This window comes from Kitasatospora sp. NPDC097643, from assembly GCF_040302625.1.
GTDB lineage: Bacteria > Actinomycetota > Actinomycetes > Streptomycetales > Streptomycetaceae > Kitasatospora.
Genome location: NZ_JBEOSA010000015.1, coordinates 24,280 through 48,894 on the forward strand (window position 1 = coordinate 24,280; position 24,615 = coordinate 48,894).

Annotated in this window: 19 protein-coding genes; 5 read left to right on the plus strand and 14 right to left on the minus strand. The window is 72.8% G+C overall.

Translation table 11 applies throughout. The annotated features are described in order from the left end of the window. Window positions 1-241: 241 nt before the first annotated feature. Both ABTY15_RS12830 and ABTY15_RS12835 read right to left on the minus strand, forming a co-directional pair. A complete protein-coding gene (locus ABTY15_RS12830) occupies window positions 242-1,633 on the minus strand; it encodes a M16 family metallopeptidase (protein ID WP_502893487.1) in 1,392 nt (463 codons plus the stop codon). Beyond that, a complete protein-coding gene (locus ABTY15_RS12835) occupies window positions 1,630-2,982 on the minus strand; it encodes a M16 family metallopeptidase (RefSeq protein ID WP_350580989.1) in 1,353 nt (450 codons plus the stop codon). The genes ABTY15_RS12830 and ABTY15_RS12835 overlap by 4 nt, the downstream gene beginning before the upstream one ends. 264 nt (window positions 2,983-3,246) lie before the next feature. On the opposite strand from ABTY15_RS12835, the gene ABTY15_RS12840 reads away from it, so the two are divergent. Next, on the plus strand, window positions 3,247-5,697 hold the full coding sequence (locus tag ABTY15_RS12840) for a DNA gyrase/topoisomerase IV subunit A (protein WP_350580991.1): 2,451 nt from the start codon (window positions 3,247-3,249) through the stop codon (window positions 5,695-5,697). Between the two features lie 71 nt (window positions 5,698-5,768). After that, a complete protein-coding gene (locus ABTY15_RS12845; RefSeq protein WP_350580993.1) occupies window positions 5,769-6,671 on the plus strand; it encodes a ferredoxin family protein in 903 nt (300 codons plus the stop codon). 138 nt (window positions 6,672-6,809) lie between these two features. On the opposite strand, the gene ABTY15_RS12850 is transcribed toward ABTY15_RS12845, so the two are convergent. The 3 genes from ABTY15_RS12850 to ABTY15_RS12860 are packed head-to-tail and all read right to left on the minus strand — an operon-like array spanning window position 6,810 to window position 9,588. Then, window positions 6,810-7,883 carry an ABC transporter substrate-binding protein gene (locus ABTY15_RS12850; RefSeq protein WP_350580996.1) on the minus strand — a complete coding sequence of 358 codons (1,074 nt, stop codon included), beginning with the start codon at window positions 7,881-7,883 and terminating at the stop codon, window positions 6,810-6,812. Between the two features lie 33 nt (window positions 7,884-7,916). Then, window positions 7,917-8,789, minus strand: a complete 873-nt coding sequence (locus ABTY15_RS12855) for an ABC transporter permease (RefSeq protein WP_350580999.1) — start codon at window positions 8,787-8,789, stop codon at window positions 7,917-7,919. Continuing rightward, window positions 8,779-9,588 carry an ABC transporter ATP-binding protein gene (locus tag ABTY15_RS12860; protein ID WP_350581002.1) on the minus strand — a complete coding sequence of 270 codons (810 nt, stop codon included), beginning with the start codon at window positions 9,586-9,588 and terminating at the stop codon, window positions 8,779-8,781. The genes ABTY15_RS12855 and ABTY15_RS12860 overlap by 11 nt, the downstream gene beginning before the upstream one ends. Window positions 9,589-9,912: 324 nt before the next feature. Between ABTY15_RS12860 and ABTY15_RS12865 the strand changes: the two genes are divergently transcribed. Both ABTY15_RS12865 and ABTY15_RS12870 read left to right on the plus strand, forming a co-directional pair. Then, entirely contained in the window at window positions 9,913-11,508 is a 1,596-nt protein-coding gene (locus ABTY15_RS12865; protein WP_350581005.1) for a sensor histidine kinase, read from the plus strand. Continuing rightward, entirely contained in the window at window positions 11,508-12,197 is a 690-nt protein-coding gene (locus ABTY15_RS12870) for a response regulator (RefSeq protein WP_350581008.1), read from the plus strand. Before ABTY15_RS12865 ends, ABTY15_RS12870 begins: the two co-directional genes overlap by 1 nt. A gap of 112 nt (window positions 12,198-12,309) precedes the next feature. Here the strand turns inward: ABTY15_RS12870 and ABTY15_RS12875 are convergent, their stop codons facing one another. The 6 genes from ABTY15_RS12875 to ABTY15_RS12900 form a co-directional block, all read right to left on the minus strand. Further along, a complete protein-coding gene (locus ABTY15_RS12875; RefSeq protein ID WP_350581011.1) occupies window positions 12,310-14,037 on the minus strand; it encodes a solute symporter family protein in 1,728 nt (575 codons plus the stop codon). Further along, window positions 14,034-14,600 carry a DUF485 domain-containing protein gene (locus ABTY15_RS12880; RefSeq protein WP_350581013.1) on the minus strand — a complete coding sequence of 189 codons (567 nt, stop codon included), beginning with the start codon at window positions 14,598-14,600 and terminating at the stop codon, window positions 14,034-14,036. Before ABTY15_RS12880 ends, ABTY15_RS12875 begins: the two co-directional genes overlap by 4 nt. A 125-nt stretch (window positions 14,601-14,725) precedes the next feature. Continuing rightward, complete coding sequence (locus tag ABTY15_RS12885) at window positions 14,726-15,439, minus strand: response regulator (protein ID WP_350581016.1); 714 nt, start codon at window positions 15,437-15,439, stop codon at window positions 14,726-14,728. Then, entirely contained in the window at window positions 15,436-16,611 is a 1,176-nt protein-coding gene (locus tag ABTY15_RS12890) for a sensor histidine kinase (RefSeq protein WP_350581019.1), read from the minus strand. The genes ABTY15_RS12885 and ABTY15_RS12890 overlap by 4 nt, the downstream gene beginning before the upstream one ends. 30 nt (window positions 16,612-16,641) lie before the next feature. Then, window positions 16,642-17,127, minus strand: coding sequence for a DUF1453 domain-containing protein (locus tag ABTY15_RS12895; protein WP_350581021.1), 486 nt, complete (start codon window positions 17,125-17,127; stop codon window positions 16,642-16,644). A gap of 153 nt (window positions 17,128-17,280) precedes the next feature. Next, window positions 17,281-19,392, minus strand: a complete 2,112-nt coding sequence (locus tag ABTY15_RS12900) for a DNA gyrase/topoisomerase IV subunit B (protein ID WP_350581026.1) — start codon at window positions 19,390-19,392, stop codon at window positions 17,281-17,283. A 539-nt stretch (window positions 19,393-19,931) separates the two neighbouring features. On the opposite strand from ABTY15_RS12900, the gene ABTY15_RS12905 reads away from it, so the two are divergent. Further along, complete coding sequence (locus ABTY15_RS12905) at window positions 19,932-20,165, plus strand: DUF7455 domain-containing protein (RefSeq protein ID WP_350581040.1); 234 nt, start codon at window positions 19,932-19,934, stop codon at window positions 20,163-20,165. A 249-nt stretch (window positions 20,166-20,414) separates the two neighbouring features. Here ABTY15_RS12905 and ABTY15_RS12910 read toward each other — a convergent pair whose 3' ends face one another. From ABTY15_RS12910 to ABTY15_RS12920, 3 genes are all read right to left on the minus strand, one after another. Beyond that, complete coding sequence (locus ABTY15_RS12910) at window positions 20,415-21,341, minus strand: S1 family peptidase (protein WP_350581042.1); 927 nt, start codon at window positions 21,339-21,341, stop codon at window positions 20,415-20,417. Window positions 21,342-21,512: 171 nt separating this feature from the next. Continuing rightward, entirely contained in the window at window positions 21,513-23,168 is a 1,656-nt protein-coding gene (locus ABTY15_RS12915; RefSeq protein ID WP_350581044.1) for an RNA polymerase sigma factor, read from the minus strand. Between the two features lie 487 nt (window positions 23,169-23,655). Further along, window positions 23,656-24,588, minus strand: coding sequence for a FadR/GntR family transcriptional regulator (locus ABTY15_RS12920; protein WP_350581047.1), 933 nt, complete (start codon window positions 24,586-24,588; stop codon window positions 23,656-23,658). Window positions 24,589-24,615: the final 27 nt, after the last annotated feature.

Here is a 24,615-nt window from a genome sequence, read left to right on the forward strand (position 1 = left end):
GGGAAGTTCGGGGGGTGGGGCTCAGGCGCCCAGGGCGACACAGGGGGAGTACGGCCTTGGGGAGCGTCGTCGTATGGCTCGCTCGACCCGCATGGTGACCGCCTCCCTTCGCAACTGTCGCAGTTCGCACGTGTGTGCCGGGGACCATCTATCCACGGAACCGGCCCGGCCCGCAACGGATTTAAAACGCGACGGCCCGGCGGAGCAGCTGCTCCACCGGGCCGTGCGCGGACCGCGGGCGTCAGGTGGTGACGACCGTGACCTCGCCGATGCCGAGCGCCCGGACGTCGTCCGCGATCGCGGCGGCGTCGCCGACCAGCACGGTGACCAGGCGGTCCGGCGGGAAGGCGGCGACCACGGCCTCGGTGGCGGCCGCGGTGGGCAGTTCGGCGAGCAGACGGTAGACCTCGGCCTGGTAGTCGTCGGGCAGGTGCTGCTCGACCTGGTCGGCCAGGGTCCCGGCGACCGAGCCGGCCGTCTCGTACTTCAGCGGCGCCACGCCGACCAGGAACTGCACGGCCTCGTCGCGCTCGGCGTCGGTGAGGCCCTCGGCGGCGAGGGTGCGCAGGATGGTCCAGGTGTCGGCCAGGGCGGGGGCGGTGGAGGCGGTGTCCACCGAGCCGCTGATGGCGAGCAGCGAGCGGCCGCTGCCGTCGGCGGCGGAGCGCAGCGGCTGGGCGAAGGCGCGGACGCCGTAGGTGTAACCCTTCTCCTCGCGCAGGACGCGGTCCAGGCGGGAGGTGAGGGTGCCGCCGAGGCAGTAGGTGCCGAGGATCTGGGCGGCCCAGGCGGGGTCGTGCCGGTCGGGGCCGATGCGGCCGATGAGGAGCTGGGTCTGGACGGAGCCGGGCCGGTCGACGATGACGACGCGGCCGCGGTCGTCGGCGGTGACGGGGGCGTGCGCGGAGGGCTGGGCGGCCGGGCCGGTCCAGCTGCCGAGGGTGCTCTCCAGCAGGGCGGACAGGTCGACGCCGGTGAGGTCGCCGACCACGACGACGGTGGCGGTGGCCGGGTGGACGTGGGCGTCGTAGAAGGCCTTGACGGCGGCGCGGTCGATGGACTTGACCGTGTCGGCGGTGCCGCTGCGGGGCCGCGAGAGGCGGTCGGCGGCGTCGAAGAGCTCGGCGTAGAGGGCCTTGGCGGCGCGCCGGGCGGGGTTGGCCTGCTCGTGGACGATCTCGTCGAGGCGGTTGGCGACCAGCCGCTCGATCTCGTCCTCGGGGAGGGCGGGGGCGCGCAGGGCGTCGGCGAGCAGGGTGAGGCCGCGCTGGAGGCGGGAGGCGGGGACCTCCAGCGAGACGCGGATGCACGGGTGGTCGGCGTGGGCGTCGAGGGTGGCGCCGGCGCGTTCGAGTTCGGCGGCGAACTCCTCGGCGGTGAGGGTGTCGGTGCCCTCGTTGAAGGCGCGGGCGAGGATGGCGGCGATGCCGTCGAGGCCGTCGGGTTCGGCGGCGAGCGGCGCGTCGAGGAGGACCTCGACGGCGACGAGCTGCTGGCCGGGCCGGTGGCAGTGCAGGACGGTGATGCCGTTGCCGAGGGCGGTGCGCTCGGGGGCGGGGAAGGCCCAGGGGCTGGGGGTGCCGGGCTGGGGCTGGGGGTGGAACGTCATGGCGGGGACGTAGTCGGTGCTCATGCGGCCGCGCCCTCCTCTTCGGTAGCAGCGTCGGAGTCGTCGGTGTCGTCGGTGTCGGCGGCGGTCGGCTCGTAGACCAGGACGGCCCGGTTGTCGGGGTGGAGTCGGGCCTTGGCGACGGCCTGGACCTCCTCGGCGGTGACGTCGAGGACCTTGGGGAGGGCGTCGTTGAGCAGCTTGGGGTCGCCGAACAGGACGGCGTAGCGGCAGAGTTCGTCGGCGCGGCCGGCGACGGTGGTGAGCCGGTCGAGCCACTCGCGCTCGATCTGGGCCTGGGCGCGTTCGAGTTCGGCGGGGGTGGGGCCTTCGGCGGCGAAGCGGGCGAGCTCCTCGTCGACGGCGGTCTCGATCTGCTGGATGGTGGCGTCGCCGGAGGTCTTGACGTCGAGCCAGCCGAGGCTGGGGGCGCCGGCGAGGCGGAGCAGGCCGAAGCCGGCGGCGACGGCGGTGCGGTCGCGGCGGACGAGGCGGTTGTACAGGCGGCTGGATTCGCCGCTGCCGAGGATGGTGAGGGCGAGGTCGGCGGCGTCGGCCTCGCGGGTGCCGTCGTGCGGGAGGCGGTAGGCGGCCATCAGGGCGCGGGAGGGGACGTCCTCGTGGATCTCCTCGCGCAGTTCGCTGCCGATGGTCTCGGGGAGTTCGCCGGAGCGCGGGGGCTGCTTGCCGTCGTGGCCGGGGATGGAGCCGAAGTACTTCTCGACCCAGGCGATGGTCTGCTCGGGGTCGATGTCGCCGACGACGGACAGCACGGCGTTGTTGGGCGCGTAGTAGGTGCGGAAGAACGCGCGGGCGTCGTCGAGGGTGGCGGCGTCGAGGTCGGCCATGGAGCCGATGGGGGTGTGGTGGTACGGGTGGCCGTCGGGGAAGGAGAGTGCGGTGAGCTTCTCGAAGGCGGTGCCGTACGGGACGTTGTCGTAGCGCTGGCGGCGCTCGTTCTTGACGACGTCGCGCTGGTTCTCCATGGACGTCTCGTCGAGGGCGGCGAGCAGCGAGCCCATGCGGTCGGCCTCCAGCCAGAGGGCGAGCTCCAGCTGGTGGGCGGGCATGGTCTCGAAGTAGTTGGTGCGCTCGAAGCTGGTGGTGCCGTTGAGCGAGCCGCCGGCGCCCTGGACGAGCTCGAAGTGTCCGTTGTTGGAGACGTTGGCGGAGCCCTGGAACATCAGGTGCTCGAAGAGGTGGGCGAGGCCGGTGCGGCCCTTGACCTCGTGCCGGGAGCCCACGTCGTACCAGAGGCAGACCGCGGCGACCGGGGTGAGGTGGTCCTCGGAGAGGACGACGCGCAGGCCGTTGGCCAGGCGGTGCTCGGTGATGGCGATGCCTCGGCTGGAGGCGGGGGCCGGGTTGGCCATGCGCTCGGGTCCTTCCCGTCGTCGATGTCGGGGGTTCGTGTGGCGTCCCCCATTGTGGTGCAACGCGCGGGGGGTGTGTTTGGGTCCGGCCGGACACGGCGTTCGCCAGGGGCGGAAGAGGGCCGCTGGCCGGGTGTGTCGGTGCGAGGGTCCACAATGGGGGCGCCGCGCCCTGTTGACCGCACCCTGTTGACGGGTCCGGCGCACGGCCCGACAGAGTCCGACCGAGACACAGCAAGCGACACGTAAGGGAGCCCCGCCGCGATGGCCCGCCGCAGTTCGCAGACCCCGCCGCCCGGAGACTTCGAGGAGCGGATCCTCGATGTCGACGTCGTGGACGAGATGCAGGGCTCCTTCCTGGAGTACGCCTACTCGGTGATCTACTCGCGTGCGCTGCCGGACGCGCGGGACGGTCTGAAGCCGGTGCACCGGCGGATCCTGTACCAGGCCAACGAGATGGGCCTGCGGCCGGACCGCGCGCACGTGAAGTGCGCCCGTGTGGTGGGCGAGGTGATGGGCCGGCTGCACCCGCACGGTGACGCCTCGATCTACGACTCGGTCGTCCGGATGGCGCAGCCGTTCTCGATGCGGCTGCCGCTGATCGACGGTCACGGGAACTTCGGTTCGCTGGGCAACGACGACCCGCCGGCGGCGATGCGCTACACGGAGTCGCGGCTGACCGCGGCGTCGATGGCGATGGTGGAGTCGATCCACGAGGACACGGTCGACTTCGGGCCGAACTACGACGGCAGTGAGCAGGAGCCGCTGGCACTGCCGGCCGCGTTCCCGAACCTGCTGGTGAACGGCGCGACGGGCATCGCGGTGGGCATGGCGACGAACATGCCGCCGCACAACCTGTCCGAGGTGGTGGCGGCGGCCCGGCACCTGATCAAGCACCCGAACGCGGACCTGGACACGCTGATGCGGTTCGTGCCGGGGCCGGACCTGCCGACGGGCGGGCGGATCGTGGGCCTGTCGGGGATCCGGGACGCGTACGAGTCGGGTCGTGGCACGTTCAAGATCCGGGCGACGACGTCGATCGAGAGCGTCACGGCCCGCCGCAAGGGCATCGTGGTCACCGAGCTGCCGTACAACGTCGGCCCGGAGAAGGTCGTCTCGAAGATCAAGGACCTGGTCAACGCGAAGAAGCTGCAGGGCATCGCGGACGTCAAGGACCTGACCGACCGCGAGCACGGGCTGCGGCTGGTGATCGAGGTGAAGAACGGCTTCGTGCCGGAGGCGCTGCTGGAGCAGCTGTACAAGCTGACGCCGATGGAGGAGACCTTCGGCATCAACAACGTGGCGCTGGTGGACGGCCAGCCGCTGACGCTGGGCCTGAAGGAGCTGCTGGAGGTCTACGTCGACCACCGCTTCACCGTGGTGCGCCGGCGCAGCGACTTCCGTCGGCGCAAGCGCGAGGAGCGGCTGCACCTGGTCGAGGGTCTGCTGGTGGCGCTGGTCGACATCGACGAGGTCATCGCGATCATCCGGTCGAGTGACAACGCGACGCAGGCGAAGGAGCGCCTGATGGAGCGCTTCTCGCTGTCGGAGACGCAGACGGCGTACATCCTGGACACGCCGCTGCGGCGGCTGACCAGGTTCGACCGGGTGGAGCTGGAGCAGGAGAAGGCGAAGCTGACCGCGGAGATCGCGGAGCTGACCGAGATCCTGGAGTCGGACACCCGGCTGCGCAGTGTGGTCTCGTCCGAACTGGGCGCGGTGGCGAAGCAGTTCGGGACGGAGCGGCGGACGGTGCTGCTGGAGGCGGGGGCGGTGCCGTCGGCGGCGCTGTCGGTGCCGCTGGAGGTGGCGGACGACCCGTGCCGGGTGCTGCTGTCCTCGACGGGTCTGCTGGCGCGGACGGCGGACGGCGAGCCGTTCGAGCTGTCGGAGCAGCGGTCGAAGCACGACGTGATCGTGTCGGCGGTGCCGGCGACGGCGCGGGCGGACGTGGGTGTGGTGACGTCGGTGGGCCGGGTGCTGCGGCTGCCGGTGATCGATCTGCCGGCGCTGCCGCCGACGCCGTCGCCGACTCTGGCGGGCGGCGCGGCGGTGGGCGAGTTCCTGCGGTTGGAGGCCGGGGAGCGGGTGCTGGCGCTGACCACGCTGGACGAGTCCTCGCCGGGGCTGGCGCTGGGCACCGTGCAGGGCGTGGTGAAGCGGGTGGTGCCGGAGTGGCCGGCGAACAAGGACGAGTTCGAGGTGATCGCCCTCAAGGAGGGTGACGAGCTGGTGGGCGCGGTCGAACTGCGCACCGGCGAGGAGGACTTGGTCTTCATCACCTCGGACGCGCAGCTGCTGCGCTACCCGGCGGGCCAGGTGCGTCCGCAGGGCCGTCCGGCGGGTGGCATGGCGGGCATCAAGCTGGCGGACGGGGCGCGGGTGCTGTCGTTCACGGCGGTGGATCCGGCGGCGGACGCGGTGGTGGTGTCGGTGGCCGGCGCTTCGGGGACGCTGTCCGGCGGTGAGCAGTCGACGTGGAAGGTGACGCCGTTCGAGCAGTACCCGCGCAAGGGCCGGGCGACGGGCGGGGTGCGCTGCCAGCGGTTCCTGCGCGGTGAGGACGCGCTGTCCTTCGCCTGGGCGGGTGCGGCGCCGGCCCGGGCGGCGACGGAGAAGGGCGCGCCGGTGGTCCTGCCGGAGCGCGACCCGCGCCGGGACGGTTCGGGGACGCCGGTGACGACGCCGATCGCGGTGGTCGCGGGCCCGGCGTAGCGGTGAGCCCGTCCGGAGGGGGTGCCAGGTGGCACCCCCTCCGGGTTTTTGGTGAGGGTAGCCTTGCCCGGGTGAGCACCTGTGCGACCGCGTCGCGTGAACTGTCGGAGCCGCTGGCCGCCACGGCCGCGACGGCGACCACCTGGCTGTTGCTGGAGCAGGCCGGCCCGTGGGGCGCGAAGGCGCTGGTCGAGAGCCATCTGGACGTGGCGTTGGGCCGGGCGCTGGAGGCGGCCGCGGCGGGGACGGGCGTGCGGGTGGCGCTGATCCGGCGGCCGGGTCGGCACGCGGACTGCCTGCCGTCGGCGCGGCACGAGGTGATCGTGGCGCACACGGTGCCGGGCCGGGGCTGGGTGCGCCGGACGGCGGTGGCCGATCCGGCGGAGCTGCTGGCGCTGGACTTCGCCGCGCTGGGCGTCGGTGACCACGGCGGTTTCGGGGTCGAGCACGTGGGCGGCCCGGTGGCGTTGGTGTGCACGAACGGGCGCCGGGACCGCTGCTGCGCGCTGCTGGGCCGCCCGCTGGCGGCGGAGCTGGCGGCGGCCGGGCACAGCGAGGTGTGGGAGGTCACGCACCTGGGCGGGCACCGGTTCTCCCCCACGATGCTGGTGCTGCCGTACGGCTACGCGTACGGGCGGCTGACGCCGGAGACGGCCAAGGAGGTGCTGGCGGCGACGGCGGCGGGGCACATGGTGCCGGAGTGGTCACGGGGCTGTTCGGGCTGGGACCGCCCGGGTCAGGCGGCCGAGCACGCGGTGCGGCTGGCGATCGGCGAGACCCGGGTGGACGCGCTGACGCTGGCGCAGCGGCCGGACGGCGAGGGCCGCTGGCTGGTGGCGGTGCTGCACGAGGACGGCCGGGCCTGGGAGGTGGACGTGATCGAGGGCGTGAGCGAGCCGGCGCGTCCGGAGAGCTGCGGCAAGGCGGCGGCGACGCCGTCGCGGATGGACGTGCTCAGCGTCCGGGGGGTCTGAATTCCGAGGGGTCTGACGTCCGAAGGGTCTGAACTCCGGGGGGTCTGGAGTCCGGCGGATCCGAAGTCCGGAGATCCGAACGCCGCAGCGGCCCCGCGCCCGTGGGGGTGAGCGCGGGACCGCGGCGGCGTCGGGGCCTCAGCCGGTGGCCTTGCCGACGAACTCCGTGGTGTACGTCTTGGACAGGTCGATCGACCCCTCCTTGCCCTTGACGTCCGGGTGGAAGGCGGCGAGCACCGCGAGGACGGTCTTGGGGCCGTCGGCGGGCATCACGCCGTCGGTGGTGAACATCGGCAGGGTGGCCTTGATGGCGGCCGCGTACTGCTCGGCGCCGCCCTGCGCGTAGTCGGCGGGCATCTTCGCGGCGATCTCCTCGGGGCTGTGCGTGGACATCCACTTGAGGGTCTTCACGAAGGCGTTGGCGAGCTTCTGGGTGGTGTCCTTGTTCTTCGCCACCCAGTCGGTGTTCATGTAGAGCGACGACGAGGGGTAGAGCCCGCCGAGCGCCTGGCGGGAGCCCTCGGGGGTGCGCATGTCGTAGAGGATCTTGCCGAGGCCCTTGTCGAGGACGTTGGCGACGGTGGGGTCGGTGGTCATCCCGGCGTCGATGCTGCCCTGCTGGAGCGCGGCGATGAAGGTCTGACCGGCGCCGACCGCGATCGGGCTGAACTCGCTGACGGCGGTGCCGTTCTTGACGGCGAGGTACTTGGTGAGGAAGTCGGTGGAGGAGCCGATGCTGGTGACGCCGAGCTTCTTCCCCTTGAAGTCGGCGCCGGACTTGACGGCGTCGGCCTGCTTGGTGGAGACGATCTCGACCTCTCCGGGGGCCTGCGAGAACTGGACGACTGACTCGACGTTCTTGCCCTTGGCCTGGAGGTCGATGGTGTGGTCGTAGAAGCCGACGGCGCCCTGGACGTCACCGGCGAGCAGGGCGGTGGTGGCGTTGACGCCGGCGGGCTCGCTCATCAGCTCGACGTTGACGCCGGCGTCGGCGAAGTAGCCGAGCCGCTGGGTGAGCATCGCGGGCAGGTAGATGACCTTGTCCAGGCCACCGACCATGATCTTGACCTTGGGTCCGTCCACCTGCTGCCCGGCCGGGGCGGCGGCGCCGTGGGTGGTCGTGGCGGCGTCGTTGGCACAGGCGGTGAGCGGGAGGAGCAGGGCGGCGGCGAGGGCGACGGCAGCGGCTCTGCTGGTCGAGTTCGGGCGCATGGGTGGGGGTGCCTCTCTGCGGGGTGGGGGGTTTCAGCGGCCGTCGCCGGAGTCGGCGGGCTTCCAGCGGAACAGCTTCTTCTCGGCGAAGGTCAGCAGCCCCTCGGTGAGCAGCGCGACGACGGCGAGGATGGTCATGGCGGCGTAGACGCCGGCCGCGTTGAAGGTGCCCTGGGCGGCGGCGACCAGCAGGCCGAGGCCCTTGGTGGCGCCGATGTACTCGCCGACGATGGCGCCGATCAGTGCGAAGCCGAAGCTGACGTGCAGGCTGGTGAAGATCCAGGTGGTGGCGGCGGGGATGACGACCTGCACGGTGACCTTGCGGTTGTTCGCGCCGAGGATCCGGGCGTTGGCGACCAGGTTGCGGTCCACCTCGCGGGCGCCCTGGAAGGCGTTGAAGAACACCGGGAAGAACACCAGCACCACGGCGGAGGCGACCTTGGAGGCCGGGCCGAGGCCGAACCAGATCAGGAAGATCGGGGCCAGCACGATGCGCGGGATGGCGTTGAGCACCTTGATGTAGGGCCCGAACACGTCGGCCAGGAAGCGGATCCGGCCGAGCGCGATGCCGAGCAGCACACCGCCGGTGACGCCGATCACCCAGCCGGTGAGCGCCTCGTACAGGGTGTAGCCGATCTGCTCGCCGAGTGAGCCCTGCGCGGTGCCGTGGGTGACCCACTGCCAGATCTGGTCCCAGATCCTCGACGGCTGGGAGAAGTTGAACGGGTCGATCACCTCGGTGCGGGCGCACAGCTCCCAGAGCCCGAGGAAGCCGAGCAGGACCGCGATGCGGGCCCCGTAGACGCTCAACCTCCGGTTGCGGGCGGCCCGTTCGCGGGCCGCGGTTCTGGTGGTGGTCGTGGCGGCCGGGGCGGTGCCGGCGGCGGGGGCGGTCTCAAGCGGCACGACCCGCTCCTCTCTCCCGGGTGATGCGTACCTCTTCGCCGAGCGAGGCCCAGATCTCGCGGTACAGCTCGACGAACCTCGGCTCCAGCCGGACGGCCTCCACGGTGCGCGGCCGCGGCAGGTCGACGGTGAAGATCTCCTTGACGGTGGCCGGTCCGGCCGTCATCACGACGACCCGGTCGGCGAGCGCGATGGCCTCGTCCAGGTCGTGGGTGACGAAGACGACCGACGAGCCGGTGCCGGCCCACAGCTCCAGCAGCTGGTCGGACATCAGGGCCCGGGTCTGCACGTCCAGGGCTGAGAACGGCTCGTCCATCAGCAGGATGTCCGGGTCGTTGACGAAGGTCTGGGCGAGCGCGACGCGCTTGCGCATGCCGCCGGAGAGCTGGTGCGGGTAGCGGTCCTCGAAGGCGCCGAGGCCGACCCGGTTCAGCCAGTCCCGGGCCCGTTCCCTGGCCTCGGCGGCGGGCACGCCCCGGAAGCGGGGGCCGGCCATGACGTTGGACAGCACGGTGCGCCAGGGGAACACGGCGTCCTGCTGGAATACGAAACCGACCCGGGGATCGATCCCGCGAACCGGCTCGCCGTACACCCGGGCCTCGCCCTCGGTGGGCTCCTCCAGGCCGCTGACCAGGGTCAGCGTGGTGGACTTGCCGCAGCCGGTGGGCCCGACGACGGCGACGAACTCGCCCTGGGCGACGGTCAGATCGAGATCGCGGACGGCGGTGTGCAGGGCCCCGGAGGGGGTGCGGAACCGTTTGGTCGCGCCGGTCAGCTCGATCGCCGGGGTTGTGCTCATTCCCCCGCCTCGCTTCGCTCGGCAGGCGCTGCGCACAATTGGCAGCTCTTGATGATTCGCTCGCTGCGCTCGCTCATTGATCCTCCCGGGTCAGTGCTTGCCCCAGGAAGGTAGGAGCGGGCCGGGCCGCCGCGGCAGCCATCTGCGCGTACTGCGGGTTCTCCGCGTTGAGGGCTGTTCTGCTCGTTTTGCTTCCGCTACAACTTCGGGGACGGCGGCTGACAGAAACACGCCGGAAACATAGGGTGTCCCGACCTCCACCTGCCGGGCCCCGAGCGCCCCGCCCCACCGCAACACCGCCGCAGCCGCCGAGAGGAGGCCCGGATGAAGCTCCCCCGCTGGCCCCGCCGGGTCTTCGCGCAGCTGCTGCTGAGCCAGACCGTCGTCACCGTCGGTGTCACCGCGGTGACCGCCGGGCTGTTCCTGGCCCCGGTCAGCAGTGAACTGGACCACGACGCGATGCAGCGCGCGCTGTCGATCGCCCAGGCCACCGCCACCGACGAGGTGATCGCCCGGGCCGCCGACGCCCGGGACTCGGCGACCGCGCAGCGCAACGCCGAACAGATCCGGCTGGCCACCGGCGCCAGCTTCGTCGTGGTCACCGACCTGGACGGCATCCGGCTCTCGCACACCGACCCGGGGCGGATCGGCCACCGGGTCTCCACCGACCCGGAGCCGGCGCTCAGCGGCCGCAGCGTCACCGCGATCCAGCAGGGCACGCTGGGCCGCACCGCGCGCGGCAAGGTCCCGCTGCGGCTCGCGGACGGGCGGATCGTCGGCGAGGTGTCGGTGGGCATCAGCGACGACTCGATCCGCCGCCGGCTGCTGAAGATGCTCACCGGGATCCTGCTGTGCGCGGCGGCGGGCCTGGCCGCGGGCACCGTCGCCACGCTCGCGCTGGCCCGGCGGCTGAAGCGCCGCACCCACAACATCGCGCTGGCCGACATCTCGGCGCTGCTGGTGGAGCGGGAGGCGATGCTGCACGGCATCCGCGAGGGCATGGTGGCGCTGGACGAACGCGGCCGGATCCGGCTGGCCAACGACGAGGCGCTGCGGCTGCTCGGCCTGCCGCCGGACTGCACCGGCCGCCCGATCGACGAGGTGCTGCCGCCGGGCCGGCTGGCGGACGTGCTGACCGGGCGGATCACCGGCGCCGACCTGCCCGCCGTCCGGGACGACCGGGTCCTGGTGGTGAACCGGATGACGACCGCCGGATCCGGCGCGGTGGTGACGCTGCGCGACCGGACCGAGCTGGAGTCGCTGGTCCGCGAGCTGGACACCACCCGCAGCCTGACCGAGGCGCTGCGGGCGCAGGACCACGAGCACGCCAACCGGATGCACACCCTGCTGGGCCTGCTGGAGCTGGGCCGCCACGAGCAGGCGGTGGCGTTCATCTCGGAGCAGTCCGGTTCGCACGCCGTGGTCGCCGCCCGGATCGCCGAGCAGGTGCAGGACCCGCACGTGGCCGCGCTGCTGGCGGGCAAGACGGCGGTGGCGGGCGAGCGCGGGGTGCGGCTGGCGCTGGCCCCGGCGGCGCACCTGCCGGACGCGGTGGTGGACCCGCGGGCGCTGGTGACGGTGCTCGGCAATCTGATCGACAACGCGGTGGACGCGTTGGCGCCCGCCGGAGGGGGGCGGGTGGCGGTGACGCTGGCGGCGTCCGGCTCCACCCTGCTGCTCCAGGTCGCGGACAGCGGCCCGGGCGTGCCGGAGGAGCTGCGCGAGCGGGTCTTCGAGGAGGGGTGGACCAGCAAGGACGCGCCCGCGCACCGTCCGCGCGGGCTGGGCCTGGCGATGGTGCGGCGGCTGGTCGAACGGACCGGCGGCCGGATCGTGCTCGACGCGGGGCCGCTCGGCGGCGCCCGGTTCACCGTCGAGCTGCCGGAGGCCCTGCTCACCCATCGGCTCGTGGAGGCGTGATGATCGACGTACTCGTGGTGGACGACGACTTCCGGGTCGCCGACGTGCACGCCGCCTACGTGGCGCGGGTGCCCGGCTTCCGGGTGACGGGCACCGCGCACTCGGCCGGGGAGGCGCTGGCCGCCCTGGAGCGCCGCCCGGTGGACCTGCTGCTGCTGGACCACCACCTGCCGGACGAGACCGGCCTGGCGCTGGTGCGCCGGCTGCGCGAACGGCAGGTGGCCTGCGACGTGATGATGGTGACGGCCGCCCGGGACGTGTCGACCGTCCACGCGGCGATGCAGCACGGCGCGCTGCAGTACCTGGTCAAGCCGTTCACCTTCGCCGGGCTGCGGGACAAGCTGGTGGCGTACGCGCAGCTGCGGCACGCGCTGGCGGGCCCGGCGGCCCGGGAGGCCGGCCAGGACGAGGTGGACCGGCTGTTCGCGACGCTGCGCAGTGCCGCCGCCCCGGCCGGCGCGCTGCCGAAGGGGCACTCGGCGCCCACCACCGACCTGGTGCTGGGGGTGCTGCGGCGGGCGGGCCGGCCGCTGTCCGCGCAGGAGGTCGCGGACGCCACCGGGCTGAGCCGCTCGACGGCGCAGCGCTACCTCAAGCAGTTGGAGCGCGACAGCCGGCTGCGGCTGACCCTGCGCTACGGCGACACCGGCCGCCCGGAGCACCGGTACGGCCTGGCGGTCCGGAGCTGAACCGGGCCGCAGCCTGGGCCGGGCCGGAGCGTGGGCCGGACAAGGGAGCGTGGGCCGGGCAAGGGGGAACCCCGGCGGCCCCAGGCCCGCCGGGGTTCCCCGGGCGCGGCACTCAGGCCGCGCCCGCACCGGTGAGGGCACGCACCTCCAGCTCGGCGAAGCGGTCCGGGTCGGCCGGTTCGGGCGAGGTGATCGTCCCGATCCAGCCGGCCAGGAAGCCGAGCGGGATGGAGACCAGGCCGGGGTTCTCCAGCGGGAACCAGTGGAAGTCGACGCCGGGGAACAGCGCGACCTTCGTCCCGGAGACCACCGGCGAGAAGGTGACCAGCACGATCGCCGGGATCAGCCCGCCGTACACCGACCAGACCGCGCCCCGGGCGGTGAAGCGGGACCAGAACAGGCTGTACAGCAGCACCGGCAGGTTGGCGGAGGCGGCCACCGCGAAGGCCAGGCCGACCAGGAAGGCGACGTTCAGCTGCTGCGCGAACAGACTGATCGCGATCGCGGCCGCACCGATCCCGACCGCGGCGATCCGGGCGACCCCGACCTCCTGGTGCTCGCTCGCCTCCCCGGCCGACTCCGCGCTCCCGGCCCCGGACTGCCCCGCGGCCGGCCGGGCGCCCGGCAGCGCGGCGCGCAGCCGCAGCAGGTGGCGGCGCGGCCGGCCGCGCCAGGCGCCGGCCCAGATGTCGTGGGCGAAGGCCGCGGAGGAGGCCAGGGTGAGCCCGGCGACCACGGCGAGGATGGTGGCGAAGGCGATCGCCGAGATCGCCGCGAACAGCACCACCCCGCCGGTGCTGCCGTTGCCGCCGCCGAGCACCAGGGCCAGCAGCGGGACGGCGGTGTTCCCGGCCGCGTTGGCGTGCTTCACCGCCGCCGAGCCGACCAGGGCGGTCGCGCCGAGCCCCAGCGCGATGGCCATCAGGTAGAAGCCGCCGACCAGTCCGATCGCCCACATCGTGGAGCGGCGGGCGGCCCGGGCGGTGGGCACGGTGTAGAAGCGGGACAGGATGTGCGGCAGCCCGGCGGTGCCGAGGACCAGGGCGAGGCCGAGGCTGAAGAAGTCCAGCCGGCTGGTGAAGGTGGCTCCGTACTTCAGGCCCGGTTCGAGGTAGCGCCGCCCGGCCCCGCTGTGCTGGGCGGCCTGGCGCATCAGCTCGCCCACGTCGCCGTGGAAGCGGACCATCAGCAGCACGGTGAGCAGGACCGAGCCGGCCACCAGCAGGAACGCCTTGACGATCTGGATCCAGGTGGTGGCCCGCATTCCGCCCACCGTGACGTAGACGATCATCAGACCGCCGACCGCCACGATGGTCCAGGTCCGGGCCTGCGCGCTGTTGGTGCCGAGCAGCAGGGCCACCAGCGAGCCGGCGCCGACCATCTGGGCGACCAGGTAGAGCAGGGTGACCACGACGCTGGCGCCGCCCGCCGCGGCCCGGACCTTGCGGCGGCGCAGCCGTAGCGCGAGGACGTCGGCGAGGGTGTACCGGCCGGCGTTGCGGACCAGTTCGGCGACCAGCATCAGCACCACCAGCCAGGCGACCAGGAAGCCGATGCTGTAGAGCACGCCGTCGTAGCCGTACAGCGCGATCAGCCCGGCCACGCCGAGGAAGGAGGCGGCGGAGAGGTAGTCGCCGGAGAGCGCGAAGCCGTTCTGCAGCGGGGTGAAGTCGCGGCCGCCGGCGTAGAAGTCCTCGGCGGCGCTCCCGCGGCGGCCCACCCAGAGGGTGATCGCCAGGGTGACCAGGACGATGACGGCGAACAGCACGATCGCCAGGTCGTGGTGGTCGCCGGTGGGGGCGACGGGGGGCGGGGTGGCGGTGGCCGTCGCGGTGGTCATCGCAGCTGGTCCTGGGTGTCCCAGCGCAGGCCCAGGGCGGCGCGGTCGCGCTTGGTGCGGGCGTTGCGGGCGTAGAGCCAGGTGAGCAGGAAGGTGGAGGCGAACTGGAGCAGGCCCAGCAGCCAGGCCACGTTGAGCGGGCCGGCCACCTGGCTGCGCATCACGCCGGGGGCGGCGGCCTGCGCGGCGACGTACATCAGGTACCAGCCGAGGAAGGCACCGCTGGTGGGGAAGACGAACGCCCGGTAGCTGCGCCGGATGTCCTGGAAGGCTTCGCTGGCCTGGACCGTCCGGTACACCTCGGTGCGGTCGGTGGCCGGCGCCAGGGCCCTCGCCGGGGCGGCGGAGGGCGCGGCCGGCGGCTCGACCCGGGCCGGGGCCTGGGTGGGCTGGGCCGACTGCACCGGACGGACGGAGGACGGCTGGGCGGGCACCGCCGGCCCCGCCGGACCCGCCGACCGCCCGGGCGTGGCCGGGCGGTCGGCGGCGTTGGCGGCGGCCGGAGCGGCCCACCAGTCGAATCGCTGCCCCTGCCCGGGACTGCTCGTCTGCTGCTGTGGCACTGCTGCTCCTGGACCGGCGGGCACTCTGACCCGACCCATGATGGGGGCCGCTGGACACCGCCTCTGACCATTGCAGATACGTTCACTCGATGAGGTGGTCGATGATCCGACAGACACTCATGCGACTACTGCTGCATACCGGTGATTCCGTGTCGGAACGCGTACGCGACCGCCTGCGCCCGGTCCCGGACGGCGGTCTTCGCGAACAGGTTGTTGATGTGCGTCTTCACGGTGGCCTGGCTGACGAACAGCCGCTGGGCGATCTCCGCGTTGGAGAGCCCCTCGGCGATCAGCGCCAGCACCTCCGCCTCCCGGGCGGTCAGCCCGTCGGGCAGTTCCGCGGGCCGGCCGGCCGGCGCGGTCGACGCCCGGGGCGTCTCGGGGACCGGTCCGGCCGCGCCGCCCGGCGCCTCCGACAGCCGTTCCAGCAACCTGAGTTGGACCTGCGGCGAGAGCCCGGCCGCACCCGAGCGGACGTCCGCGATCGCCCGGGCGATCTCCTCGCCGCCCGCGTCCTTGGTGAGGTAGCCGCGCGCCCCGGCCTGCAACGCCGGGAACAGCGAGTCGTCGTCGGCGTAGGTGGTGAGCACCACGACCTCGGTCTCCGGATGCGCCGCCCGGATCCGCCGGGTCGCCTCGACGCCGTCGCAGCGCGGCATCCGCAGGTCCATCAGCACCACGTCCGGGTGATGCCGCGCCACCAGGGCGACGGCCTCCTCGCCGTCCGCCGCCGCGCCGACCACCTCGATCCCGGGCAGCAGCCCCAGCAGCATCACGATGCCCTCGCGCACCACCGTCTGGTCGTCCGCGACCAGCACCCTGGTGGTGTCCGCCGTCATGCCGGCACCCGCAGCAGCACGCGCCATCCTCCGTCCTCCGGGCCCGCCAGCAGGGTGCCGCCGAGCAGTTCCGCGCGTTCGCGCATCCCGAGCAGACCGTACCCGCTGCCGCTGCCCGCGAGCTCCGGGGCGGACAGCTCAGCGGCGGACTGGCCCCGCGGCGCCCGGGTGTTGCGCACCTCCAGCTCCACCGCGTCCGGCAGGTACCGCAGTTCGACGGAGCACCGGGCGCCCGGCGCGTGCTTGCGGACGTTGGTCACCGCCTCCTGCGCGGTGCGCCGGACGGCGAGGGAGGCCTCGGCGGGCAGCGGCCGGGGCGTGCCGGTGACGGTGAGGGCGGCCCGTTCCCGGCCGGTCAGCTCGACCAGGAACTCCCCGACCGGGGTCAGTTCGCCGCGCAGCGCGGACAGTGCCTGCCGGGTCTCGGCCAGCCCGTCCCGGGCCATCCGCCGGGCGGCGACGACCCGTTCGCGGATCTGTTCCCGGTCGGTGCCGGCGTCCAGCATCAGCCGGGCAGCCTCCAGGTGGACGAGCTGCGCCGAGAGGCTGTGGGCGAGCACGTCGTGGATCTCCCGGGCGATCCTGGCCCGTTCGGCGAGCGCCGCGCTCTCCGCCTCGGCCGCCCGGGCGGCCCGCTCCTGGGCGAGCAGCCGACGGGCGGTGCCGCGCGCCTCGGCGTCCAGCCGCAGCAGGAAGCCGAACAGAACGGTCCCGCCGATGGTGGCGGCGTTGCTGAACCAGCCCGCCGGGGAGGCCGCCGTGTACGAGCCCAACGCGACCGCCGCGGCGAGCAGCGCGGGCGCGGGCGGCAACCGGATCAGGGCCGTCACGGCCAGCCCGATCCACAGCACGTCGGCCAGCGTGTAGGCCAGCCCCCAGTTGGCCAGCCAGGCGACGCCCACCAGGGTGGCGCCCAGCAGGTACGCGGCCGCCGGGCGCTGCTCCCGGGTGGCCCGCAGGTACCCCGCATAGAGTGCGATGGCCACGACCAGTCCGGCCGCCGCGGCCACCACCGCCCAGCCGGCGTACTTCCCACCGGCGAAGGTTCCCCCGCAGACGACGGCCAGCAGGACGGCCCGGCCGAGCCCGGTGAGGATCCGCCGCGGCCGGCTCTCGGCGTCGCGTTCCAGCCCCTCGCGGGACGGCCAGCGGGTCCAGTACCACCCGGCCACGGGTGCCTCCTCGAAGCTCAGGTCGGTGGGTCAGCGCAGCTCTGCGGCCGGCTCCGGGGCCTCCAGCGTCCGGGCCCTCCAGTTCACCACGAGCGAGCGGACCAGCAGCAGCACCGCCAGGCTCAGCAGCAGCGCGCTGCTCGCCTGGTGGACGTGCAGGGCCTCGCCGGTCTCGTAGATGCTGAACCGGATGAAGAGCATCCCGGCCCAGGCGGCCACCGTGGCCCTGGTGCCCCGGGCCCAGAGCGCGCCGTCCTCGGCCCGCCAGAGCCGGACGGTCCAGCCCCAGATGGAGCCCATCGCGAGCACCGCGACCAGCCCGCAGGCGAGCAGGGTGACGGACAACGCGGTGTGCCGGTGGTCGATCAGCTGCGGATCGCGCAGCGCGAGCGCCCCGAGGATCAGCGGCAGCACCCAGAAGCGGCGCTCGCTGTCCAGGCGTTGCGCGCGCATCTGGCGGCCGACCACCAGGGCCATCACGGCAACGACCAGAACGACGTTGACGAACGCACTCATCGAACTTCTCCGTCCCGACGGGAGGCTTGGGCTGACCTCTCCGACGCTACGGATCCGGCGCCCGCGGCTGATCGGAGCCGGGGTGGAACGCGGGTGGAACGACGACGCGAGGGCCCTCCACCCGTGGGTGGAGGGCCCTCGCGCGGACGGGCGTCAGGCGTCGATGCGGGAGCGGTCCAGGGTCGCCGCCGAGTCGACGATGAACTCCTTGCGCGGGGCGACGTCGTTGCCCATCAGCAGGTCGAAGATCTTCTCGGCCTGCTCCAGGTCGCCCAGGTTGATCCGGCGCAGCGTGCGGTGGCGCGGGTCCATGGTGGTCTCGGCCAGCTGGTCGGCGTCCATCTCGCCGAGGCCCTTGTAGCGCTGCACCGGCTCCTTCCAGCGCATCCCCTTGCGCTGGAACTCCAGCAGGGTGGAGCGCAGTTCGGCGTCGGAGTAGGTGTAGTGGTACTTCTCCTGGCCGCGCTTGGGGCTGGTGAGCTCGATCCGGTGCAGCGGCGGCACCGCGGCGAAGACCCGGCCCTGCTCGACCATCGGCCGCATGTAGCGGTGGAAGAGGGTCAGCAGCAGGGTCCGGATGTGCGAGCCGTCGACGTCGGCGTCGGCCATGAAGATGACCCGGCCGTAGCGGGCCTGGTCGATGTCGAAGGTGCGGCCCGAACCGGCCCCTATCACCTGGATGATCGCGGCGCACTCGGCGTTCTTGAGCATGTCGCTCACCGAGGCCTTCTGCACGTTGAGGATCTTGCCGCGGATCGGCAGCAGCGCCTGGAACTCGGAGTTGCGGGCGAGCTTGGCGGTGCCGAGCGCGGAGTCGCCCTCGACGATGAAGAGTTCGCTGCGGTCGACGTCGTCGCTGCGGCAGTCGGCGAGCTTGGCCGGCAGCGAGCTGGTCTCCAGCGCGGTCTTACGGCGCTGGGCCTCCTTGTGCTGGCGGGCGGCGACCCGGGTGCGGGCGGCCGCGACGACCTTCTCCAGGACGGCCCGGGCCTGGAGCTTCTGGTCCTTCTTGGCCGAGGTGAGGAAGGCCTTGAGCTCCTTGGCGACGACGGCGGCGACGATCCGGTTGGCCGCCGAGGTGCCGAGCACCTCCTTGGTCTGGCCCTCGAACTGCGGCTCGGCGAGCCGGACGGTGACCACCGCGGTGAGGCCCTCGGTGGCGTCGTCCTTGGTGATGTCGTCCTCGGCGACGCGCAGCAGCTTGGCGGCGCGCAACGCCTCGTTCACGGTCTTGGCGAGCGAGCGCTCGAAGCCGGTGACGTGGGTGCCGCCCTTGGGGGTGGCGATGATGTTGACGAAGGAGCGCAGGGTGGTGTCGTAGCCGGTGCCCCAGCGCAGCGCGATGTCCACGCCGAGGTGGCGGGTGACCTCGGTGGGCGTCATGTGGCCGAGCTCGTCGAGGACGGGCACGGTCTCCTTGAAGGTGCCCTCGCCGTGCAGCCGCAGCACGTCGCAGACCGGCTTGTCGGGCGCCAGGAACTCGCAGAACTCGGCGATGCCGCCGTCGTAGTGGAAGGTGCTCTCCTCGACCTGCTCGCTCTCGGTGAGCCGCTCGTCACGGACGAGGATGGTCAGGCCGGGGACGAGGAAGGCGGTCTGCCGGGCGCGGCTGTGCAGGTTCTCCAGCGACAGCTTGGCGTCCTTGAGGAAGATCTGCCGGTCGGCCCAGTAGCGGATGCGGGTGCCGGTGCGGGCCTTCGCCACCTTGCGGGTCTTCGTCAGGCCGTTGGCCGGCTCGAAGGGCGCGTCCGGGCTGGTCTCGGTGAAGATGCCGGGGGTGCCGCGGCGGAAGCTGATCGCGTGGGTGTGGCCGCCGCGGTCGACCTCGACGTCCAGCCGGGCGGAGAGCGCGTTGACGACGGAGGCGCCGACGCCGTGCAGACCGCCGGAGGCCGCGTAGGAGCCGCCGCCGAACTTGCCGCCCGCGTGCAGCTTGGTCATCACGACCTCGACGCCGGACAGCCCGGTCTTCGGCTCGACGTCGACCGGGATGCCGCGGCCGTTGTCGCGGACCTCGACGGAGGAGTCCGGGTGCAGCACGACCTCGATGCGGTCGCAGTAGCCGCCCAGGGCCTCGTCGACGGAGTTGTCGATGATCTCCCAGAGGCAGTGCATCAGGCCGCGGCTGTCGGTGGAGCCGATGTACATGCCGGGGCGCTTGCGGACCGCCTCCAGGCCCTCCAGGACGAGCAGGTGCCGAGCGGTGTAGTTGGAACCGTCGTCGCCGGCCAGCAGTGCGGACGGCACGGTCGTTTCGGCACTCACGCGGCACTCTCCTCGGTGAAGTTCTGTCTCATCGGTCACATCCGGACGCATCCGGACCGTCCGCCAGTGCAGCACGCCGCACCGACATCCGTCTCCCAGCGTGTGCACGGCCTTCCGCTGGGTGCACAGCACGACCGGGTGGTCCCGCGCAGCTTGTACGCGCTGCGCGAACAAGGGCCGTGCCGGTTTCCGGCGCCCCGGGGCGCCATCTCCTCCCGGTACCACCGGTCCTGGCGGATCGTGGGGCCCGGCGCAGGCTCCGGAACTGCCGTTATGCAGGCTACCGGGGCCTGAGACGGGGCTTATGCTCCAACCCGGCAGAGGATTATGCTACGCGGACCTCGGACCCGTTCACCGATCGGGCGTTCGAGCGAGGGGTGCATCCTGGGATTCGGTACGCATGAACCACCACCACCCGGGGCACGTCCTCATCAACACAGCAGAATCCTCAGAGAAGAAAAGCCACGAGCGGGAACGTTTTCGGCCTGGTTGGATGTTGACCCTGGTACGACAGCTCGTCGAGCTAGAGAAGAGGCGACGTGACTACTGTTCTGACACCTGCGAGCCCGCTCACCGCGGCTGACCGCTGCGACCGCTGCGGCGCCCAGGCCTACCTGCGCGTCGTGCTCGCCAGCGGCGGAGAGCTGCTCTTCTGCGCCCACCACGGCCGGAAGTTCGAGCCCGAGCTCAAGAAGATCGCCGTGGAGATACAGGACGAGAGCGGCCGCCTGACCACCAGCACCACCACGACGGCCGCCGACGACGAGCGCTGAGTCCGGGCGCCACACCAGCAGCCAGCGTCGAGCTGTGTCCGGTCGCACACCGCGTGCGACCGGTGGGCCGGGCGACCAGCCCCTTCGGGGGCCGGTCGCCCGGCTCTGCTGTACCCGGGGGTGGTGGAATCCCGGAACGGGCCGGGTGGCCGGAAACCGCCCCCTCCCCGACCCGATCCCGCGTCAGATCGTGACCGGACCGTCACCCGTGGCGCCGGCCGGGTCCGACCGCGCTTCCCGCCCGGGCGTTCAGAGCACCGAGCGCACCGCGTCCGCGACCGAGGCCACCCGCGTGTAGACCCCCGGGTGGGCCGCCTCCGCGCAACCCGTCCCCCAGGAGACCAGGCCGGCCAGCCGTCCGCCGATGACCAGCGGGCCACCGCTGTCGCCCTGGCAGGCGTCCTTGCCACCCTTCTCCTCGCCCGCGCAGACCATACCCCGGGCGTCGAACTTGCCGTCCGGACCGCCCGGGTAGGCGTGCGCACAGGTCTGGTCCGCGATCACCGGCACGTCCACGCCACGCAGCGTCGGCGAGTAGTCGCTCCGCCCGGTGGTGTCGCCCCAGCCGAAGACCTGCGCCCTGGTCCCGGCCGCGTACGGCTCGGTCTCGCCCTGGCCGACCAGGTCGATCACCGGCCGGGAGCCCTGCGGATCGGCGAGGGTGACCACCGCGACGTCGTTCATGTTGGCGGTGAAGGAGTAGTCGGGGTGGATCCAGACCGTCCGGACGAGCACCTCGCGACCGGCCGAGCCCCGCATGTCGTCCCGGCCGAGGATCACCCTGAGGCCGGGCCGCTCCACCCGGACGCCCCTGGACTCGTCGTAGAAGCAGTGCGCGGCCGTGACCACCTTGGTCGGGGTGACCAGCGCTCCCCCGCAGAACTGGCCGGAGCGGCCGGCGCCGAACTGCTGGCGGCTGGCCAGGCCCACCACCCACGGGTGGTCGGCGGTGCTCTCGGCGGTGCCGCCCACCACCCGGCGCTTCGCCTCGGCCGGTGCGGCCGTCCCGAGCGCGACCAGCGGGACGGGGACGGCGGCCAGCAGCGCCAGTGCGGCGGCCCGGCGGCGGCGCGCCCCCCGGACGGCCGGGCGGGCCGGGGGCGGGGCGGGGGTCGGCAGGTCAGCGCGGTCCGGGTTGGGCAGCACCGTGACTCCAGTCGGCTCGGCAGCAGGCAACCGGCACAGCGTAGGTGATCGGCTACGCGGCGCGACCGCTTCCGGTCGCGCCGCCACCCGGACGAGCGACAACCACCACCCGGACGCTGACGCGGCCGGGGGCGGACAGCCGAGGAGGCCCGGAGCCAAACGGCTCCGGGCCTCCTCGTCAGTGCTGGAGGATCCCGCGGATCAGTCCAGGTAGTCGCGCAGCACCTGGGAACGCGACGGGTGACGCAGCTTCGACATGGTCTTCGACTCGATCTGGCGGATGCGCTCACGGGTGACCCCGTACACCTTGCCGATCTCGTCGAGCGTCTTCGGCTGACCGTCCGTCAGGCCGAAGCGCATCGAGACCACGCCGGCCTCGCGCTCGGAGAGGGTGTCCAGCACCGAGTGCAGCTGCTCCTGGAGCAGGGTGAAGGAGACCGCGTCGGCCGGGACGACCGCCTCGGAGTCCTCGATCAGGTCACCGAACTCGCTGTCGCCGTCCTCGCCCAGCGGGGTGTGCAGCGAGATCGGCTCGCGGCCGTACTTCTGGACCTCGATGACCTTCTCGGGGGTCATGTCGAGTTCCTTGGCCAGCTCCTCCGGGGTGGGCTCGCGGCCCAGGTCCTGGAGCATCTGGCGCTGGACGCGGGCCAGCTTGTTGATGACCTCGACCATGTGCACCGGGATGCGGATGGTGCGGGCCTGGTCCGCCATGGCGCGGGTGATCGCCTGGCGGATCCACCACGTGGCGTAGGTGGAGAACTTGTAGCCCTTGGTGTAGTCGAACTTCTCGACCGCACGGATCAGACCCAGGTTGCCCTCCTGGATCAGGTCCAGGAAGAGCATGCCGCGGCCGGTGTAGCGCTTGGCCAGCGAGACCACCAGGCGGAGGTTGGCCTCCAGCAGGTGGTTCTTGGCCCGGCGGCCGTCCTCGGCGATGATCTCCAGCTCGCGCTTGAGCTTGGGGGCGAGCTTGTCGGCGGCCGACAGCTTGTCCTCGGCGAACAGGCCGGCCTCGATGCGCTTGGCGAGCTCGACCTCCTGCTCGGCGTTGAGCAGCGGGACCTTGCCGATCTGCTTCAGGTAGTCCTTGACCGGGTCGGCGGTGGCACCGGCGACGGCAACCTGCTGGGCCGGCGCGTCGTCCTCGTCCTCGTCGGACAGGACGAAGCCCTCCGACTCCTCCTCCGGGCCGCCCTCGGTCTCGGCACCGGCCTTGTCGCCGGGCAGCGCCACGTCCTCGAGCAGCTCCTCCTCGCCGAGCAGCTCCTCCTCGCCACCCTTGCCGGCCTTGCCGGAGGTGGTCTTCTTGGCGGCGGTCTTCTTGGCCGGCGCCGCGGCCTTCTTGGCCACGGCCTTCTTGGCCGGGGCCGCCTTCTTCACCGGCGCGGCCTTGGCCTCGGCGACGACGACCGTCTCCTCGGCGGTGATCTCGGCGGAGACCGTGGGGGCCGGCGCGGCGGCGGCCGCGACGGCGGGAGCCGCCACGGGCGCGCCGGGCGCGATGCGCACGGGCGGCTTGGTCGGGGCCGACGGGGCGGCCGGGGTCCGGGTGGTGACAGCCTTGGTGGCGGTGCGCTTGGTGGGGCTCTTGGCAGCAACGCTCTTGCGCTTGGCGCCGGCCGGTTCGGCCGCGCTGACCATGAGGTCCACCCCCTCCTCAATCAGCACCTGGTTGAGGCTGCGCATGACGTTCTTCCACTTGGTGACCGGGATCTGGTCCGCCTCGAACGCCTGGCGCACGTCGTCACCGGCGATCTGCCCCTGGGCCTTGCCCCGCTCGATGAGCGCCAGCAGAGCCGCGGACTCGGCGATCTCGGGGGGAAGCGAACGGGATGTGCTGGCCGACACGAACAACCTCTCGGACGATGAGTGGACTCGAACCCGTACCGGCCGCCCGAGCGGGCGGGGAAGGAGATCGCGCGTCGGACGCGCGGTGTCGATTCCGACCGACTCGGGCTTGAGGACTGGGTTTGCAGGACGGCAGCAGCGCCGCGGACCAACACAGCATTCTGACATGTTGGTGTATTCCGGAGCTGCTTCCGCTCAGGACACATCGCTGCTACTCGTCAAGTGTTACGCATGGCCTTCGTGTCGCGGGTCACACCGCTCGGCGCCCGCGGCCACCGGGCCGGACTCCATCATCGCGCACTCGCCCCGAAGTCTGCCGCCATGGACATGCCGAGACACGTCGAGCCGCCCGGGCGGACCCGCGCCACCCGGGAGCGGACCGCCGCCCCTGGGCACCCTTGCCCCGGCCGCCCCGGCCGACAGGACGGCCCTCCCGCGGCACCGGGGGGGGTGCAACCGGAGGGCCGTGGGCCGGCGGAGCGAACCAGACCGCTCAGTGCTCCCGGGGGGCCGGCACGGACGGCTCGATCTCGGGGTGGACGGTGAGGAGCGCCCGCATCGCGGCCTCCCCCGCGGTGCCGTCGCCGGTGCCCAGCGCGTCCACCAGCCGGGCGTGCAGGCTGACCGAGGACTCGGAGGGCCGCTCGCAGGCGGTCGCCGGGCCGCCCGACACCTGCAACGCGCAGGAGACGATCCCGGACAGGTGCTCCAGCATCCGGTTGCCGGCCATCTGCAGGACCAGCCCGTGCAGCTCGGCGTCGGCCCGGGCGTAGGTGGCGAGATCGGCCTGGGCGGCGGCGTGGCCCATGATCTCGACCAGCTCGACCAGCCGCTGCTGGACGTCCTCGCGGCCGTGGCCGGCGGCGAGCCGGGCGGCCAGCGGCTCGATCGCCCAGCGGAGCTCGAACAGCTCCCGGCGCTGCTCGTCGCGCTGCGGACCGAAGGCGCGCCACTCGATGATGTCCGGGTCCAGCAGGTTCCAGTCGCCGACCGGGCGGACCCTGGTGCCGACGTTCGGCCGGGCGCTGACCAGGCCCTTGGCCTCCAGCACGCGCAGCGACTCGCGGACGACGGTCCGGGACACCTCGAAGCGCTGGCCGATCTCCTCGGGCACGAGCGGCCGGTCGGCCCCGAGGTCGCCGGAGACGATCATCTGGCCGAGCTGCTGGACCAGCTGGCCGTGCAGACCGCGACCGCGGCTGCTGGTGGTCTTGCGGCCGACCCGGGAGAGCTCGGACTCGGCGCCCTCCCAGCGGGGCGCCGGCGGCGTCGGCCGGTCGGCGTACGAGAAGCGGTCCAGATCGCCGGAGCCGTGGATGGGCCCTTCGGCGGAACGGGCGGGGGTCATGGTGGGGTGCGCAAGGGTACTCACAGCTCCTTTGTCGGCGATCGGCAGGCGCAGCTTGAGAATTCTCGTGAAAAGCACACGAAAGGGTGATCGGCCGTGACTGGA